General features: G+C 52.6%; 18 protein-coding genes. 7 read left to right on the top strand and 11 right to left on the bottom strand.

Features of this window, described 5'->3' with window-relative positions; translation table 11 throughout:
• Positions 1-39: 39 nt before the first annotated feature.
• The gene (locus tag EYB31_RS23075; RefSeq protein WP_240762758.1) at positions 40-1,608 is read right to left on the bottom strand and encodes an exosporium glycoprotein BclB-related protein; all 1,569 of its coding nucleotides are present in this window, start codon (positions 1,606-1,608) and stop codon (positions 40-42) included.
• A 290-nt stretch (positions 1,609-1,898) separates the two neighbouring features.
• Here EYB31_RS23075 and EYB31_RS23070 point away from each other — a divergent pair, with 290 nt between their 5' ends.
• From EYB31_RS23070 to EYB31_RS23055, 4 genes are all read left to right on the top strand, one after another.
• A complete protein-coding gene (locus tag EYB31_RS23070) occupies positions 1,899-2,186 on the top strand; it encodes an alpha-helical endospore appendage domain-containing protein (protein ID WP_131015782.1) in 288 nt (95 codons plus the stop codon).
• Between the two features lie 153 nt (positions 2,187-2,339).
• Positions 2,340-2,660, top strand: a complete 321-nt coding sequence (locus EYB31_RS23065) for an alpha-helical endospore appendage domain-containing protein (protein ID WP_131015781.1) — start codon at positions 2,340-2,342, stop codon at positions 2,658-2,660.
• Positions 2,653-3,018, top strand: a complete 366-nt coding sequence (locus tag EYB31_RS23060) for a hypothetical protein (RefSeq protein WP_131015780.1) — start codon at positions 2,653-2,655, stop codon at positions 3,016-3,018. Before EYB31_RS23065 ends, EYB31_RS23060 begins: the two co-directional genes overlap by 8 nt.
• Positions 3,019-3,174: 156 nt before the next feature.
• Positions 3,175-3,489: an alpha-helical endospore appendage domain-containing protein gene (locus EYB31_RS23055; protein WP_131015779.1), complete on the top strand. Its 315-nt coding sequence runs from the start codon at positions 3,175-3,177 to the stop codon at positions 3,487-3,489.
• Here EYB31_RS23055 and EYB31_RS23050 read toward each other — a convergent pair.
• From EYB31_RS23050 to fabF, 3 genes are all read right to left on the bottom strand, one after another.
• Positions 3,426-4,337, bottom strand: coding sequence for a glycosyltransferase family 2 protein (locus EYB31_RS23050; RefSeq protein WP_240762756.1), 912 nt, complete (start codon positions 4,335-4,337; stop codon positions 3,426-3,428). The two genes, EYB31_RS23055 and EYB31_RS23050, sit on opposite strands and share 64 nt — an antisense overlap.
• Before the next feature lie 51 nt (positions 4,338-4,388).
• Positions 4,389-5,087 (bottom strand): class I SAM-dependent methyltransferase, encoded by a 699-nt coding sequence (locus EYB31_RS23045; RefSeq protein WP_131015778.1) that lies wholly within the window; start codon positions 5,085-5,087, stop codon positions 4,389-4,391.
• Positions 5,088-5,226: 139 nt separating this feature from the next.
• On the bottom strand, positions 5,227-6,459 hold the full coding sequence (fabF, locus tag EYB31_RS23040; RefSeq protein ID WP_131015777.1) for a beta-ketoacyl-ACP synthase II: 1,233 nt from the start codon (positions 6,457-6,459) through the stop codon (positions 5,227-5,229).
• Positions 6,460-6,594: 135 nt separating this feature from the next.
• Between fabF and EYB31_RS23035 the strand changes: the two genes are divergently transcribed.
• Entirely contained in the window at positions 6,595-7,446 is an 852-nt protein-coding gene (locus EYB31_RS23035) for a helix-turn-helix transcriptional regulator (protein ID WP_131015776.1), read from the top strand.
• A gap of 801 nt (positions 7,447-8,247) precedes the next feature.
• Here EYB31_RS23035 and EYB31_RS23030 read toward each other — a convergent pair.
• Both EYB31_RS23030 and EYB31_RS23025 read right to left on the bottom strand, forming a co-directional pair.
• Positions 8,248-9,441: an MFS transporter gene (locus EYB31_RS23030; RefSeq protein ID WP_240762754.1), complete on the bottom strand. Its 1,194-nt coding sequence runs from the start codon at positions 9,439-9,441 to the stop codon at positions 8,248-8,250.
• Complete coding sequence (locus EYB31_RS23025) at positions 9,434-9,886, bottom strand: MarR family winged helix-turn-helix transcriptional regulator (protein WP_131015774.1); 453 nt, start codon at positions 9,884-9,886, stop codon at positions 9,434-9,436. The genes EYB31_RS23030 and EYB31_RS23025 overlap by 8 nt, the downstream gene beginning before the upstream one ends.
• A gap of 135 nt (positions 9,887-10,021) precedes the next feature.
• Between EYB31_RS23025 and EYB31_RS23020 the strand changes: the two genes are divergently transcribed.
• Positions 10,022-10,903: a phosphodiester glycosidase family protein gene (locus EYB31_RS23020; protein ID WP_240762752.1), complete on the top strand. Its 882-nt coding sequence runs from the start codon at positions 10,022-10,024 to the stop codon at positions 10,901-10,903.
• Positions 10,904-11,060: 157 nt separating this feature from the next.
• Here the strand turns inward: EYB31_RS23020 and EYB31_RS23015 are convergent, their stop codons facing one another.
• A complete protein-coding gene (locus EYB31_RS23015; protein ID WP_131015773.1) occupies positions 11,061-11,606 on the bottom strand; it encodes a VUT family protein in 546 nt (181 codons plus the stop codon).
• Between the two features lie 20 nt (positions 11,607-11,626).
• Positions 11,627-12,853: an MFS transporter gene (locus EYB31_RS23010; RefSeq protein ID WP_131015772.1), complete on the bottom strand. Its 1,227-nt coding sequence runs from the start codon at positions 12,851-12,853 to the stop codon at positions 11,627-11,629.
• 358 nt (positions 12,854-13,211) lie between these two features.
• Between EYB31_RS23010 and serS the strand changes: the two genes are divergently transcribed.
• On the top strand, positions 13,212-14,606 hold the full coding sequence (gene serS / locus EYB31_RS23005; RefSeq protein ID WP_131015771.1) for a serine--tRNA ligase: 1,395 nt from the start codon (positions 13,212-13,214) through the stop codon (positions 14,604-14,606).
• Between the two features lie 136 nt (positions 14,607-14,742).
• On the opposite strand, the gene EYB31_RS23000 is transcribed toward serS, so the two are convergent.
• The 3 genes from EYB31_RS23000 to EYB31_RS22990 form a co-directional block, all read right to left on the bottom strand.
• Complete coding sequence (locus EYB31_RS23000) at positions 14,743-15,600, bottom strand: glycerophosphodiester phosphodiesterase family protein (protein WP_131015770.1); 858 nt, start codon at positions 15,598-15,600, stop codon at positions 14,743-14,745.
• A 142-nt stretch (positions 15,601-15,742) separates the two neighbouring features.
• A complete protein-coding gene (locus tag EYB31_RS22995; protein ID WP_131015769.1) occupies positions 15,743-16,507 on the bottom strand; it encodes a sugar phosphate isomerase/epimerase family protein in 765 nt (254 codons plus the stop codon).
• A 16-nt stretch (positions 16,508-16,523) separates the two neighbouring features.
• Positions 16,524-17,267 carry a glucosamine-6-phosphate deaminase gene (locus EYB31_RS22990; RefSeq protein WP_131015768.1) on the bottom strand — a complete coding sequence of 248 codons (744 nt, stop codon included), beginning with the start codon at positions 17,265-17,267 and terminating at the stop codon, positions 16,524-16,526.
• Between the last annotated feature and the right edge of the window lie 68 nt (positions 17,268-17,335).

The raw sequence follows: 17,335 nt of genomic DNA, 5'->3' as shown, positions 1-17,335 counted from the left end.
GTCTTGGAGGCTTTTTTTCATTGATTATGAAGCTGTTTATTAAGCGATGGTTACCCCGGCGCTTGCATATCCGACCGCCGTTGTCGCAAGTGTGATCCCCGTGGCCGTGGCCGTATACACCATCATCAGACGGGTTTGTTCCGTTACGGCTATGGACAGCCCATTGACAAAACCTGTGCTGATGCCGCCCAAAGAAATCAAAGAAGTCAAAGTCGGCGCAAGTACGACGGTAGCTCCTGGAACCGCAGTAAAAGAGTTGCTGCCTGACGGCGCGCTGAACAATTGTGCGGTAATGGTGACAACGCCAAGGCCAACGATAACGGACGCCGTATTGCTGAACATTGCGGCTATAGAAGTGATCGTTCCGTCGCGTGGCATTACAAATGCAAAGTCAAGGACCGGACCGGCTGGTACACCTGTAAGATCAATAATCGTTCCACCGGCCACCGTAACGTTACTGGCAGAGAAACCGAAACCTACAAGACCTGCGGTGCCTACTAGACCGGCAATCGTAGTTGTGGTAGTAATTGGCCCGCCGGAAGCAAACGGTATGATTGTGCCGGCACCTGTGGCTCCGCCTGCTCCGGTTACGCCTGTCGCTCCCGTTGCACCCGTTGCACCCGTCGCTCCGGTTGCACCTGTTTCGCCGGTTGCGCCTGTCGCTCCCGTTTCGCCGGCTCCGGTCACACCCGTCGCTCCCGTTGCACCGCCGCCTCCGGGTTCCCCAGTCGCTCCGGTGGCGCCTGTCTCACCCGTGGCACCTGTCTCGCCCGCTCCGGTCACACCCGTCGCTCCGGTGGCTCCTGTCTCGCCCGTGGCTCCCGTGGCTCCCGTTTCGCCGGCTCCGGTTACACCCGTCGCTCCTGTCGCTCCGCCGCCGCCGGGTTCCCCGGTCGCTCCGGTAGCTCCTGTAGCTCCCGTCTCGCCGGCTCCGGTCACACCCGTCGCCCCGGTGGCGCCTGTCTCGCCCGTGGTTCCCGTGGCTCCCGTTTCGCCGGCTCCGGTCACACCTGTCACGCCGGTGGCTCCCGTGGCTCCCGGATCACCTGTCGCTCCTGTCGCCCCCGTCTCGCCGGCTCCGGTTACGCCTGTCGCACCCGTCGCTCCCGTGGCGCCTGGATCACCCGTGGCTCCTGTCGCTCCGGTCTCGCCGGCTCCGGTGACACCTGTCGCGCCGGTGGCTCCTGTAGTTCCCGGATCACCCGTCGCTCCTGTCGCTCCGGTTACGCCCGCCCCAGTTACACCGGTGGCGCCCGTATCCCCTGTGGCACCCGTCGTTCCGGTCGCGCCGGTGACACTTACCGTTGGCCCCGCGATCGACAACACGCTGTCCAGCTTATTACTGAGTACGAACTCTTTCTTCGTCAAGTCGCGCATCGTCGCCCGTACACTCTCGTTTACAAGCAATAAATCGCTAATTGTTGAAACCGCCGGCGCTGTTACACCCGGCAGCGTACCCAGTGCGTATTGAATTTTTTCCCCTTCTGCATTAATGATGTGGCTTATCCCGAGCTCCTCCAAAGCGATTGAAGACAGCAGCAAGTTAATTGCATCGTCCCTAGTTATGGATATGTCAGGTGTTATGTTAGGAATATTGGATTGAGACACGTGCAAACCTCCTTTTTAAATGAATATCGGTTTTAAGCAGCCGTGCATCGTTCTGCATTTCTGCTATGAAATAAAATATGATAGAACAGCTCCCTTCGTACTAGGGCATCCGCCAGATTTGCAGTCCAGAAAACCAAGCCGGATAATAAAAGATCCGACAGCAAAATAATCTTCAACAGGGATAGGCACCCATTTTTCCAATGCTCCATACGATATAGTGAAATAAGAACTGCTTCCGGCCGAAGCCAGTCATAAGTCATGATTCTACTTAAATTTAGGAGCTGATGCTCATGTCCATGCCCGTTATCCCTCCGATGTCGCCTCCCCCGCATATTCCTTTAAGCGACGCTATCAGTCTGATTCTGGTATCCATTGCGTTAGAGGAAATCGGGTTATCCCACATCATTAACGCCGAAGGGGAAAAAATTCAAAGAGCGATTCAATTGTCCGAAAACATTCCCCAACTGATTTTAGTCAACAACAGCGTTAGTCAAACGTTAAGAACGATTATCAAAAAAGAAGTTTTACTAGAACTGAAGATGGTCGAAGCGCTCGAAGCCTTGAGACCTTTGGGTTAACTGAATGTGTGCTGGATTTTCGCGGATGCGGATATCCGGCCTTTTTTTATGGGCATACATTCTCTTCGTAATTCTGTAACCGATGCAGGTTCTTACATTATTAATGGATGAATATGATGAATTAATAGGTAGCCTGTACAGGAGGAATTCGATATGAGCATGCCCAAATATCCGGAAGAACGCAAAATCAGAAGTTATAAATCCATTGTCAAAGATATCCTTGAGTCCGCCGCCTTGGAAGAACTGGCCATCGCCCATCTAATTAATGCCGAAGCCGAAAAAATCCAGGCGTTTACCGGGCATTACGGCGGATTCCCCACATCTCCGAGCAATAAGCAGATTAACGAATTTCAAGGCCATGTCGCCAAAATTCTCCAAGCGTTGTCCGAAAAACAAAAAATATTAGTAAGAACGATAGAACTCAGCAAAGAATTGATAGACGAATCGGAAGAAACGGAAGAAGGTTATGAATAAGCCGATCAGCAAGCTGAACTATGAAACTATAGCAGCGGTCATCAAATCCAATCCGTATGCCAAGTCAAAAATAACGACTATACACGAGGCCGCTACGGAAACGATGAAAATCATCGATAAGCTGGCCGCATCCTGCACCATTCTGGGCAAAACCTTGGACGCCCCCTTGGAGGAGTTAAAGGAGAGCACCCGGAAGCTGCTTCAGATGTCCAAACCGCCCGTTCCCGGGATGAAATCCGAGTTAAAACACGGGACCAGACCCGAACCCAAACCAAACCACAAGACTGAGTTTGCACCGCCGGCTTCCTCGAACAAAACAATACCGTGGTTCAACATACATAACAACGACAAGAAATGACCGGTAACCGGTCCGTTACGGCCGCAAATCCATTTGAAAACCGGACTTGCTTTCACTGATTCTTGGGGAAAACACCGGCAAAACCGCACATATTGGAAAAGCCGCTCCTCATACATTAGCAATACAGCCTGATGCGGAAACGGGGAGGGAAAAACAATGTCACTGCCGAATATCCCTAACATTACGCCCGAAATTCACTTAAACCGCGAGGAAGCGATCCATTTATTGCTGACCTCCATTGCAATGGAGGAGATTGGCATTTCGCATATTTTAAATGCGGAAGGCGAGAAAATTCAGCATGTATTAAACCAATGCCCCTCGATTTATGAAATTGTTCAAATCAACAAAAGCGTGGAACGGCTGATCGAAGATTTAATTATTAAAGAAATGCTGCTTTTTATGAAACTTCAGACGGTGTTGGAATTGGACTCCGAAAAAGAAATACCGATGGAAGAAGAAATGGGAGAATGACCGTCCGGCGCCAATGTCTGCGACGTCAGCGGTTCGTAATGACGTTCGGGAATAAAAAAGCTTTCGCGAGCCACGATGTCCGAAGGATTGTAGCCATGTTGGCTGATCTCGAAGGCGGATAAGCCGATGTTCCATTTCTCCCGAAATTTTTCGGCGTTGGCTAGCGTGGATAAGCGGTAATCTACGCCGTCCGACCGGAACGTCCCTTGACCTTCATGGTGAATAAATACGTCTTGGGCGACCCATAACCGCTTGCCGGCAATCCGCGCGCGAATGCTGAAATCGTCGTCCTCGTAATTACCCGGAAAAAACCGCTCGTCAAATCCGCCGATCTTATCAAGCAGACTTTGATGAAACAACATGCAAAATCCGATCAGCTTATGCGAATAAAACCCGGCGCCTTTATTTTGCGCCCTGCACAAATAAGCCGTTGCGTTTAATTCATCCATCGAACGAAACGGCGGCGTTTGAATCCGTTGAATCGGAGCGACGTTATCCGAGACCGGACCGGCGATACCGATCGACGGATCCCTTTCCAGACAGGAGTGCAAACCGCTGAACCATTCCGGGGTCACAATCGTATCGTTGTTTAATAACAGGATATGCGTCCCTCTGGCCGCCGCCATACCTTGGTTATTACCCGCCGCGAACCCTTGATTGGCAACGTTGGCGATCAGCCTCGATTGCGGCACGGTTTCCAGATAAGACAAGGTTCCGTCGGTCGAACCGTTATCGACAAAAATGAATTCGTATTCGCCTTCCGGCGAATGGCGAATGACACTCTCCACGCAGCGGGCAGTCAAGTCTACCCTGTTGCGGGTTAACATAATGATCGACGTTAATGTCACCTGCGTTGCTCCCCTCTATCATCGATTCCTCATTGCAGGACAAGGTTTTGTTTACAACCCGGAAGTTGCCAAAATATAAGGCAGCACCTTGCGGATCGGCGAATGATCCGGCACAAGAATGCCAAGACCGTTGTTTGAATGTAATTTATGAAAGTGCAGCTTAAAGGACGTTTCCCCCATAAAATCCTCAATGGCCGTCAACACTCCGTTTTGCGCTCCGTTCTCGTAAAGCGCATTATTGGCCGGCACGTTGAATCCGCCTGCTGCAAGCAGCTCCGATCTGCCTGGCTCCATCCCTTTTTGGGCGTAAGGTTTACGGTATTGTTCCGGAATCGATTCGGGAAAGTAGTACATATCCCTCCGTCCGTATGGCCAATCCGTATCATGAAACAGCACGATCGGAAAACTTCCCGACTTTGCCGCCATATTCTCAACAAGCTTGAGCTCATGGTACACGGTATACCAGTTATGGTCGCCGTCGATCAGCATCAGATCGCATCGTTCCACGTCAGGCAGCGCATCCAGGCTGAATTGTTTCATAAAACGGACATGCTTGCCGTACAGCAAGCTTGCCAGCTCCGCATCGTACCTCGGCATCGGCTCAATGACGATGCACTGCGCATCGCAATGTTTGCTGTAATCCAACAGCTTGAACGTATTTAACCCTGTGAGCGAACCGATTTCCACAATGACGTTCGGCTGCGCCGCAATGATGATTGGCCTAATCACTTTTTCCCAAAAACGGTGCATCTTGTTCCCCCGTCCTACCGGATAATTTATCAGTCACATGTAGATGCACTATCATATGCCTGACAATAGCAAAAAGATCGCCTTCATTGCCGCAAAACGGGGCACGAAAAGGCGATCCTGGTAAATTTGTAATATTCGACTAGATGCTTCTCAATACAATGACGGCATTATGTCCGCCAAAACCGAAGGAGTTGGACATGCCAACTTGCAGTTGATCTTGGCGTGCCGTATTCGGCACATAATCCAAATCGCAGGCCGGATCGCTCCGCAGCAGATTGATGGTCGGCGGTATTACCCCTTGCTGCAAGCTTTTGGCCAGCGCAATCGCTTCGATTCCTCCGGCCGCGCCCAACATATGGCCGGTCATCGATTTATTGGCCGTGACCGGAGTGCTGTAGGCCGCGTCGCCCAGCAGTCTTTTGATCGCGGCGGTTTCCGATCTGTCCCCGATTTCCGTGCTTGTGGCATGGGCGCTAATGACGTCGACATCCGAAGGTTTAAGACTGGCCTCGTTCAGCGCTTGCTTCATCGCCAGGTACGCCCCGGTGCCTTCCGGATGTGTCGCCACCATATGATAAGCGTCCGAAGAAGCGCCGTAACCGATCACTTCACCGTAGATCGGCGCGTTTCTGCGCTGCGCATGGGAATAAGCTTCGATGATCAGAATGCCTGCCCCTTCGGCCATGACAAATCCGTCCCGGTCCGCGTCAAACGGACGGCTTGCTTGGGCCGGTTCATCGTTGCGGCACGACAGCGCTGTAGCATTGCCGAAGCTGGCCAGCGAGATTTCCGTAATCGCGGCTTCGGTCCCCCCGGCGATCACAACGTCGGCTCCCCCGGCGCGTATTAAACGGAAGGCTTCGCCAATAGCCGTGTTTCCGATGGAGCATGCCGTGACCGGCGATAACGTCGGGCCCATCGCTCCGTAACGAATGCTGATCAGCGCCGCGGCCATATTGGAGATCATCATCGGAACGAGCACCGGGCTTACCCTCTCCGCGCCGCGTGCAAGCAGCACGGAATGCTGCTCCAGCAAACTTTGGATACCGCCGATGCCGGAACCTACATAAACGCCGAAACGGTCCTTGTCGATACGGTCCAGCTGTAATCCCGAATCTTCCAAAGCTTGTTCTGCCGCGGCTAACGCAAATTGGCAGAAACGGTCCATTTTTCTCGCTTCCTTGCGGCCGAACCTGGCTTCCGCGTCAAAGTCCTTCACGAGGCCGGCAATTTTGGCCTTGTGCCGCGATGTATCAAATGTATCGATCAGCGAGATGCCCGATTCCCCCCGAAGCATCCGCGTCCACATCGTATCCACGTCGTTGCCGAGCGGGGAGATCGCTCCCATCCCGGTAATCACTACTCTTTCCATACGGATTCCTCCTTCGTATCATGACAAACGATCTATTCCTATGGTGTCACACTTATTATCCTATTACAAGTTGCTGCTTATCATAGTATAATTACTACTATGACCCGATAAGCCGGCAAGAAAGGAACGATCGCCATGAACCGTCAAGCCCGATTGCAAGCTCTCTCAGCTTTTTTAAAAACGCAGCGCGCCAAAATTCTCCCGCAATCGGCTGGCTTGCCGTCAGGAATCCGCAGAAGGACACCGGGACTGCGAAGAGAAGAAGTCGCTCAACTGGCGGGTGTCAGCACGACCTGGTATACATGGCTTGAGCAAGGAAGGGATATCAAAGTATCCGCTTCTGTGCTTGATTGTATAGCCGCGGCGCTGCGCCTGACCGTCGACGAGCGCAAATATTTATTTGCTCTGGCGCTGGACTCCAGCCCGGTAGCCGGCCTTGAGCACGAAGAACCGCTTGAGATCAGCCCCTCATTGGAAAAAATACTGCAAGAACTTCACTCGTGTCCCACGATTATCTCCGACCGGCGATGCCATATCGTAGGCTGGAACGAAGCCGCCGCCCACGTATTTCTGGATTTTAAAGAAATTCCTGCCGAGCAGCGCAACATGATCGGTTTAGTGTTTACCCGAAAGGAATTCCGCAGGCTGGCTGTCAATTGGGAGCATTTCGCCAAAGGTTTCTTGGCTATTTTCCGCGCCTATTACGGGCAATATGTCGAAGACGATTGGTATGAGCGGTTTTTGCAGGAAATGAAAGACAACCACCCCGAGTTCACTCATTTATGGGAGCAAAGCGAGGTCCGTTCAGCCCCTGAGGTGCTGATTGAGTTTCGCCATGCCAAAGCCGGCAAAATGCAGTTTCACTTGACTTCTTTGCAAGTCCACGGCAGCGCCGATTTGCGCTGCAGCATTTACACTCCGGCGCCGGAAACCGCAACGGAAGCCAAGCTGAGGCAGCTGATGGAGCGCCATATCGGGGAATCATAAGCCGTTTCTGGAGGAATGCAACTGAACCTCGCAAAGCGGGGGCTCGGCTTCAAAGCTAGTAGATCGATCCTGATCTAACGTTACTTTCAGGTAGTTGATGGGCGGATACGCCTAATTCGCTTCAACGGACCACGGAGACCGGGTCCATTCATTGTGCATAACCCAATATGCGATCAGCCTGCCCCCTCTAAACGGACGTGAGCGACGCAATTTAAGCAAAATCGGGGGTTTGCCAAATGTGACGGACATCAGCGACCTTATTTTGCCTACCACCTGTGGTTTCCTTGACTTTTTGAGCAAATAAGTGCGGGCCTGTCCGTTAAAAATGATAACCTCGGCTTTTTTGCCAAATAAGCGCGCTCCTGTCCGTCCCTCGTTGGGCCGTGACGATTCGTATGTGAATGGTCTTCAAAGCTGCCATTAAGCCGCCATCTCATATGGTTCAGATGAAATCGAACAGAAATAGAATTGACGTTAAGCCTTATCCGTTAGCCATACTAACAGAATTCCGGATCGACCTCCTATATAAATTGAACAAGAGAAGTTCCGGAAGAATAGAGTGAAATGGAGAAAGGAAATTGTCTTGCCAGCGAGTTTTGGCTTTGAATTCCTACGAACCGCAGGCCCATTAATAAAAGGAATTCAAGACAAGATGTTTGAAGCGGGTAAGACAATTCCTTTCGGAATGGAACGGCTTCCACACCTTTCGTTCAATTTATATAGACACTTTGCGGGGAATGCCAAAAAGGAAGGGTTCCCCCTTCCTTCATACGCCGGATCGCTTGCGCGATAGCGGAATCGTTAAGCCGTTGTGACGCCTTGGCTGTTTTTTGACGTTTTTCGGTGATGCAGACTGTAATATAAGATCGCCGTACAAGCAACGACAAGAGCGGCGATAAAATACATCGTATGGTAGTTGGTTCTGGCGGCCAATATCCCCAGCATATAGGAGCCTAGCCCATAACCGGAATCAAACAGCGTAAAATAAGTGCCCGTTGCCGCTCCCCTGCGATGACCGGGCGACGATTGCACAGCAATCGTCTGAAAGCTTGGCAGCAGCGCCCCGAAGCCCAGTCCGATCACCGCTCCGGCCGCCAAAAACACAGACGAGGTATGGGCAAGGCTGAGCAAAATCATACCTGCGGTGAACAGCAGGATCCCCGGATACACCAGGACATTGGGACCTTTGCGGTCAAACATTTTTCCCGTAAACGGTCTGGAAATTACGATCATCGCGGCAAACACCATAAAAAAGTAGCTGGCCATCGGCCCGATCCCCATATCTTTGGCATATACGGATATAAACGTCGTAATCGCTCCATAAGAAAACGCCAGGATGCTGCCGGCAAGCGCAATCGGTACGGCCCCTGGTTCGATCAGGCTTTTCCAGCCTTTGGCGCTTGGCGTTTTGGGCATGCCGCTTTTTTTCGGAATGTTTAAGCTGACCCCAAGGAAACAAGCGATTAATGCAAACACAAGGCACAATATAAACATCACGCCGGAGCTGAAGTGGTCCATGACCGTCAGGCCCACCGTAGGCCCGATAACCATCGCCAGGCTCATAAACAAGCTGAAATAACCGATACCTTCCCCTTTTCTTTCGTCGGGAACAAGATCGACAGCGACTGCCCCCGTTGCGGTTGAGGCCATTCCGAAGCCGATGCCGTGAATAAAGCGCAGCAGCAGCAAAGCGCTTAAGCTATGAACAAGCGTGTAGGCAGCCGAGCATAACATGAAAATAACAAGCGAGACGATAATGATTTTTTTCTTGTCAAAATCGTCCAGCCATTTCCCGGCAAGCGGTCTGAAAATAACCGCAGCTATAATAAAGACGGTGGTCACGAGGCCGATCTGCTGTTTACCTCCCTGCAGTGTATCCATGACATAAATCGGCAGTGTTACGGCCAAAATATAAAAGGTCATAAACAAAAAAAAGCTGCTGAAACAAACAGCAACAAAATTGCGATTCCATAACTTCTGCTCTGTGTTAGTCAAGATGGTTCCCCGATTCTTTGATGTAGTTGTTCGCATGATTGGTTACGTGAACCAGCATGTCACGCAAAGCGATACGCTGCTCTTCCGACAGTCCGTCCAAGACGGCTTCGACAACCTCCTTTTCAATAGGCGTAAGCACGCCGATTAGCGATCTGCCTTTGTCCGTAATATAAGTCAGGAACGATCTGCGATCCGACACATTGGGTCTCCGCTCCGCCAAACCTTTCCGTTCCAGTTGATCCAAAATCCGCGTAACATTCGTCTGGTCTTTTTCCGAGCGGATGGCAAGCTCTTTCTGGGTAATCCCGTCCTGCTCGTCCAGCCTGTTCAACACCGACCACTGTTCCGTCGTCATATCGTAAGGCTGGTACCGAAGCGTAAGCATTTGGGTCAGCTTGCGCCCCGCATGGTTTAATATAAACCCGAGTGAATTGTCGATACTCAAAAACATCACCCCAAAGATTTGTTTGCTATAGCAATTATATATATAACATCTACAATGGTCAATGTTTATTTTCAAAGTTTTTTCATTTACACTGGAAATAACAGGTTCCAGGAGAGGAGGGTCTGCCGTAATACGATGAATCACGAAACGGGACGCAACGATAACAACACCAAACCCGCTTTGTTTGGCAGCTTGCACATGCGCCGCTTGTCCGGCCCTGCTGCTTCCATTGTGCAGAGCTTCAAGAGTCATCGCATGAGGGCGGTCGGTCCTATTGTTTTTTGTATCGTTATCCTGCTGGCGGCAGCTTATTGGATGTATGACGGTTTTAGTCATCCCCGGCAATACACCTACGAAAAACACATTTCGGCAAGCGGAATTGAACTGCACGTGCTGGAGACAGCGCCGGATAATGTGCAGCTAACAACCATTGAGCAAAATGTGACCAACACACCCTTTTACGGCATCAACGGCGGATTTTTTTGGGAAGGCGCTTTGCTCAGCATTGCCGTCGTTAACGACCGGCCGCTTAAAGGCGAACCCGGCGACTACGGCTCAGGCTGGTACAATACCGGTGTTAACGCCGACTTAAAGCGGGGTACGCTCGTATGGGACGAACTGACCCGGCGATTTACCGTGCAGGTCGCTACGGATGCAAGCGAACTGTCCGTAACGGACAAACAGCATTATTGGGCGCAAGGCGGGGTCAGCATGGGGTTAGGCGACGAATATGGCTGGGAGAACCACATGATCTCCGAAGAAATGCCGGCGTACGACGAAGAGCGGATGCGGTCCGCCCTTGTGTTTGACCGCAATCAGCGGCTGTATATGGTCGTTACGCCAACGCCCAGCACCGTCTACGACTTCCGCTTGGCTATTATGGAGCGGCTGGGCGGCCGCGGCCTGGTTGACGGCATCTTCCTGGACGGGGACGGTTCGTCCCAGCTTCAGTGCAGGGCGAGGAGCCTGTCCGGCGACGGGCGGCCGGTGTATCAGATGCTGGCGATGAAACAATAATACAAGTTCGGCTTACCCGCATGGCATGATTGCTCATAAACAGCGGAAAGCCGCCTTCTGCAAGGCAGCTTTCCGCAACAAACGCTGATTCCACTTTAGGTTCCATAACTTGCACAATTGGATTGTCTCCCTTTGAGCAAGTGACTCTAGAGTATGCCTACGCTCTGATTGTCGGCTCCGACTTCATATGCATCATGCTGATGCAGGCCGCCCCAAGCAGCTGCAGAATGCCCTTCACCAGCATCTGCCCGAGAATCGCCATCGGCACCGCTTCCCATGGCAAAAATCCGGCCCCAAGCGGCGACAAGCCGATAATGACGAACACGGCGCTATCCACCGTACCTCCGGCAAGTCCGCTGACCATAACCCTTTTGACGACAGAAGCGCGCAATCGGGTAAATACCTCCGTATCCACCGTTTCCGACAAAACAAACGTCGCCGCACTCGCTGCGGTAATCCACAACGTATCTCCCAGTATATAAGACGATACACCGGACAACAGCAGCGCAGTCAAAATGACGAGATACGTATGTCTGCGGCCGATCGCTTGCTGCACCAGATCGCGGAATATAAATGTAGCGCCGATAATAAACGTGCCGGCCGGGATAATAAATATGCCCCAATGAAACGGCTGTGTCGCCGACGTAATGATATTTGCGCATACGATGGAACATAAATAAAGCATAATTTTAAACCATTTCATAACTTCTCGCCTTTCTTTCCTTACGCCGCGTTTCTAACCTGCTCGTCTTTCGGCAAAAATATAGCAAGTACGCCGAGCAGCGGCAAATAGGAACACAATTTCATCATAAATGCAATGCTGGTCGCATCCGCAATCGAACCAAGCACGGCCGAACCGAGACCGCCAAGACCAAACGCCAGACCAAAAAACAAACCTGAAATCAAGCCGACCTTGCCGGGAAGCAGCTCTTGGGCATAAACAACGATGATCGAAAATGCCGAAGACAACACAAACCCGGCGCATACGCACAGCACACCCGACCAGAACAGATTGGCATAAGGCAGCAGGATGGAAAACGGCGCCGTTCCCAAAATTGACAGCCAGATAATGTTCCTCCGCCCGTACCGGTCCGCAAGCGGTCCGCCAAAAAACGTGCCCGCCGCCGCCGCGACCAGGAAAGCAAACAGGAACAGCTGCGCTTTCTCTACCGAAATTCCGTAATCTTCAATTAGGAAAAACGTATAATAGCTGGTGACGCTGGACATATAAACATGCTTGGAAAATGTAAGAAATACGAGCAGCACGACCGCCGTGACCACTCTGGTCTGCGTCAAACCCGTGCCGCTGCGCGCCACCGTTTTTTTTGCGGCGGGACGCGGCTGCGACTGTCTGCGGCTGTACCAGCCGGCCACATAATATTGGATGCCGATCGCAAGCACGGCGGCAATCGTAAACCACATGACGCCGAATTGGCCCAGCGGCACAAAAATAAGCGCCGTCATGATCGGCCCCAGCGAGCTGCCGATGTTGCCGCCGACCTGGAAGATCGACTGCGCCAGCCCTCTCCGGCTGCCTGCGGCCAAATAAGCGACCCGTGACGATTCCGGGTGAAAAATCGCCGAGCCGACCCCCATGCAGATCACCGATAGTAAAATGAGCGCAAAATTCGGCGCCAGCGCCAGACCGACAACACCGGCCAGCGTAAAGCAAACGCCCAGCGGCAAAATATATGGCCGCGGCTTCAAATCCGCTGTGAGCCCAACGATCGGCTGTAGGAACGAAGCGGTGATGTTCATGGCGAAAGCAATGAGTCCGACCTGGGTATAACTCAAATGAAGCGAGTCCTTAAGTATAGGAAAAAGCGCCGAAACGGTCGACTGCATCGCGTCGTTGAGCAAATGTACCATACTGATTGCAAACAGTATCGGAAACACTGTCGCGCCTAGCGGCAGTGGGTTGGGACTAGGATTGGTAATCGTTTTAGCCATATGGTTTCCCCCTTTCAAACGGTGCCGGCTAACCGCACCTTGAGCGATTATATCATGGGTGTTTGGCAAGTCAATACAATCCGAAAAAAAATCGCGCCCTTGAAATGTCCATGCCGGATCATGTATACTACATAAAAATAAAACAGCCAACATGCCGTTGATGAGATTCCAACTCGGAGGCGTTTTCGTTAAAGGGTTTTCCCTCAAGTTAAACGGCCCGCCCGTTATCGCGGAACCAAAGCGGATCGGACATCACCTGATGTCCGGTCAAATTGGGTGGCACCGCGAGAAAAGCGCTCCTCGTCCCATAAGGACAGGGCGCTTTTTGTGTTTTTTTAAATAAAAGGAGCTGGACGGCATGTTGGATGTAAAATGGATTTTGGACAATCAGGAGACGGTTCAAACCGCCGCAAATCAGAAAGGTATTGCCGTATCGGTAGCCGAGCTGGCCGCCGCGCAGCAAAAAAAATTGGAGCTGCTGCGCGAGGTCGAGCTGCTGCGGCAGGAGCGCAATACGCTGTCGCAGCGGGTGGCCGCACTCGTTCGCGAGGAACGTGCGCAAACCGCGGAGCGGTGGCAAACGGCTCATAAGGAGGAACGCCCCGATCACGAACCTCCGGAAGGCAGTGATAGCGTTGCTCAAACCCCTGCCTTGTCTGACGTACTCAAAGATAACGTCAAGCAAATCAACAACCGCCTTACGCTGCTTGAAACGGAGCTGTCGGAAACACAACATACGGTGGACCGTTTGCTGCTGCGCATGCCGAATATTGTTTCGCCGGATTCGCCCGTCGGACGTTCGGATGCCGATAATGTGGAAGTCCGTAAGGTAGGAGCGCCGCGGGAATTCGATTTTGCCTACCGGGACCATGTATCGCTTGGCGAGCTGCATCAGATGATCGATATTCCCCGCGGCGTCAAGACCGGCGGAACACGCAGCTATTTCCTCAGAGGCGCAGGTGTCTTGCTGCATCGTGCCGTACAGCAGCTTGCCGTCGATCTGCTCGTGGAGGCGGGCTTCACCCTGCTGGAAGTGCCGCTGATGGTCACTTCCGATGTGATGACCAATGCGGGATTTTTCCCGCTTGGCGAAGACCAGACTTATAAGCTTGAAGGCGAAAACAAGTGGCTTGTCGGCACATCGGAGGCATCGCTGGTATCATACTTCGGCGGCGAGATGTTGGATTTGTCGCAGCCGGTCAAGCTGGCCGCCGCCTCGACCTGCTTCCGCAGCGAAGTCGGATCAAGCGGCAGAGACGTACAAGGTTTATACCGCGTGCATCAGTTCGCCAAGGTCGAGCAAGTTGTGTTATGCCAAGCCGATCCCGAGCTCGCCGAGCGATTGCTGCAGGAAATTACAAGCAACGCCGAACAATTGCTTCAACTGCTGGAGCTGCCGTATCGGGTTATGGCCGTCTGCACCGGCGATATGTCGCAAAAAACGTATAAGCAATACGATATCGAAACATGGATGCCAAGCCGCAACGCTTACGGGGAAACCCATTCGTCGTCAAGCTTGCTTGACTTCCAAGCCCGCCGGGCCATGCTCCGTTACCGCGGCGAAGACGGCAGGCCGGTGTACTGCTACACGCTCAACAACACGGCGGTCGCATCGCCGCGGATACTCATTCCGCTGCTGGAAAACCATCAGGAGGAGGACGGCGCCATTCACATCCCTCCGGCGCTCAGACCTTACATGAACGGAGCGGAGCGGCTTGTGCCGCAAGGCGCTCGCAGTCGGCCCCTCCGCTGAAAGAGAATACTCAGGCCGCACGCGATAAAAAAACAGGAGATTGGCCCTTTTACGGAGCCAATCTCCTTGCTTGTTTCCGCTGCCGCTAGGGGACTGTTATGCCCAGCGCCTACCTTAGCTACTTCAGCTATTTTAGCTATAGCTCGTTGACGCTGTTATCCGCCGTGATTTCAGCCTTTTTGCAGCTGCCGGGCTCTCCGCTTGTATAATCCAGCAGATCGCGGGAACGATCGGTCAAAAGCACGCTTGCCCCATGCTCAAGGCACCAGTCCCAGCCGGACGGTTCGTCCGTCAAGCCGCCGGCAAACTGCTTGAACATCATATTGATCCAAATGCGCCTGCCCGTTGCTTTGATTTTGGCAAATGTCGCCTCGGAAACACACGGTTCCTCCATATCGGCGAAAACCAACTCGTATGCATCCGGAGCGGCTCCGGCGATAACGGCGTCCAAATCGCCGATATTTTTGTCCAAAACGATGTGCATATAGACCGGGCGCGGTTGTTTGGCGTTAAGCCACACCTCAACTTCGCTATTCGCCGCAGTACCTTTGAAAATCGCCTGCTCAGCAGTACCGGTTTCTATCAGTACGTCCCATACCTCGTCTCTGAACGGCCACACCTTATCGATATTGACCAATATCCGATCTTTTGCAAGCAGCATCGCTTCCCGCAAAGTCGGGATGTGCTCGTCCGTCAGCTCCGCACGGTCCCCGCCTTCGCCTTTTTTCAGGCGCAACGACTTGATCTCGGATAAGATCAGCTCGGAAATTTTGCCTGCTCCGTTGGTCGTGCGGTTTACCGTGCGGTCGTGCATCAAAATCAATTCGCCGTCTTTCGTTTTCTGAACATCGATTTCCACAATGTGAGCCCCGATGTCGATCGCCGCTTGAATGGCAAGCAGCGAGTTTTCGGAGAACCTGTTCCACTCGCCCCTGTGCGAAGCGATCAGAACGCCTTTCCCCAATTTCGTAAAATGTTCGATGGCATGTCTCATGGCCGCCGGCTCCTTTGATGTTGTCCGTTATGTCCCTTATGTAACCGCTCCTTTATTATAGAGGCGCCGGCTCGAAAAATGGATACGTATTTTAACGGACTTTATAGCCGATTTATCGATTTCGCTTCAAACTCGCCAACGGTCAGAGACCCAGCTTTTCAGACATTTTGATCAAATTGGTGAGGCTCAGCTCCAGGCTGTCGAACGGACTGCCGGGGCAATAGTCCTGCTCCACCGCATACCATTCCACCCCGCTGCGCTCTCCCCAAGCCAAGATCGGCTCAAAATCGATCGAACCCGTACCCACCTCGGCAAAATACCGGCGTTCGTCACGGGTCATATCTTTTAGATGGAGAACCGGAATCCGGTTTACGAACGGCTCCATATAAGCAAGCGGATCGCGTCCGCCCATTTTGACCCAATAGGTGTCGATCTCCGGATACAGCGCCAGGCCGTCCTCCGGCTCGAGAATAAAGTCGAGCGCCGCTTTCCCTTCGACTTCGGTCTTAAATTCGAAATCGTGGTGATGGTAACCGACCCGGAAGCCCAGCGGCGATACTTTGCGCGCCACGGCAAGCAGCTCACGTTTGGCTTGCTTGTACCCTTCCACATGCTGCATATTCTCCTCAAGGTAATGGCAGAAGAAATCCGTCGTACCAAACAGCCGCGCTTCCTCCAGCACCTTCTCCAGCTCGCCGTTCATCCGGTCCAGCCCGATGTGCATGCCTGCCGCGCGCAGCCCCGTCTCTTTTAGCACCGCGGCGATCTCGCCGGCCGGGTAACCGTGCAGCCCGTCGATCTGCACAGCGTGCCAGCCCATTTTTTTCAGCGTGCGCAGCGTTTCGTAAAAATCTTGCTTCAGCTCGTTTCGCAGTGTATACAGTTGAGCCGCAAATTTATGTCTCAAAACCATTCAGCACCTTTCAAAGTGAATTAGGAAGCGGCTTTAGTTTCGAGGCCGCACCGGCATCCAAGTATACCGCGCAGTTGTTATGCCGCTGCAGGATGCTTGCAGGAACCCGGTTCGTCACCTCGCCGTTCAGCGCTTCGTGTACAATATCCGCTTTCTTGAGTCCGTCAGCGATTAAAATGGCCTGATCCGCCTCCATCATATGGCGAATCCCCAGCGTAATACCTTGTGTCAGCGGCAAGCTCTCGCCAAAATATTTGACGGATACGTGTTTGGTCGTCTCATCCAAGCGGCTTACGTGCGAATACGCTTCGAAACTCGCTCCCGGCTCGTTAAAACCCAAATGCCCGTTCATGCCGACTCCCAGCAAAATAAGCCCGATCCCGCCGTGGCCCGCGATATATGCATCCATTTCCTCGCATTCCCGTTCGTAGCTGCCGGCTTTGCCGTCAAAAAAACGGATATGCGGCTCGGGAACCGCCAGCGGTTTGAAGAAATGTTCATCCAGCGTCTGCCTGCAGCTTCCTTGCGCGCTGCCGTCAAGACCGGCCCATTCATCGAGGCTGACAAAACGGCACCGCGCAAAGCTGACCGTCCCGCTCTTTGCAGCCTCTATCAGCTTGGCAAACACGCCTAAGGGCGAACTGCCCGCGGCAAACGACAGCAACGCCTCCGGATTGGCTCTGACATGGTCGGCAATAAGTTTCGCCGTCGCCGCGCACATCGCGTCATAGTCGGAATATACTTTTATTTCCATAACCATCCTCCTCTTGCCTGAAGCATCGAACTCTAAAACGATTCTTATTCCACAGCCGCTCTATATGT

Source organism: Paenibacillus thalictri (genome assembly GCF_004307995.1).
In the GTDB taxonomy this organism is placed as follows: Bacteria; Bacillota; Bacilli; order Paenibacillales; family NBRC-103111; genus Paenibacillus_AF; species Paenibacillus_AF thalictri.
The sequence above is the reverse complement of the archived record's forward strand: the minus strand, read 5'-3'. Positions and strand labels throughout refer to the sequence as shown.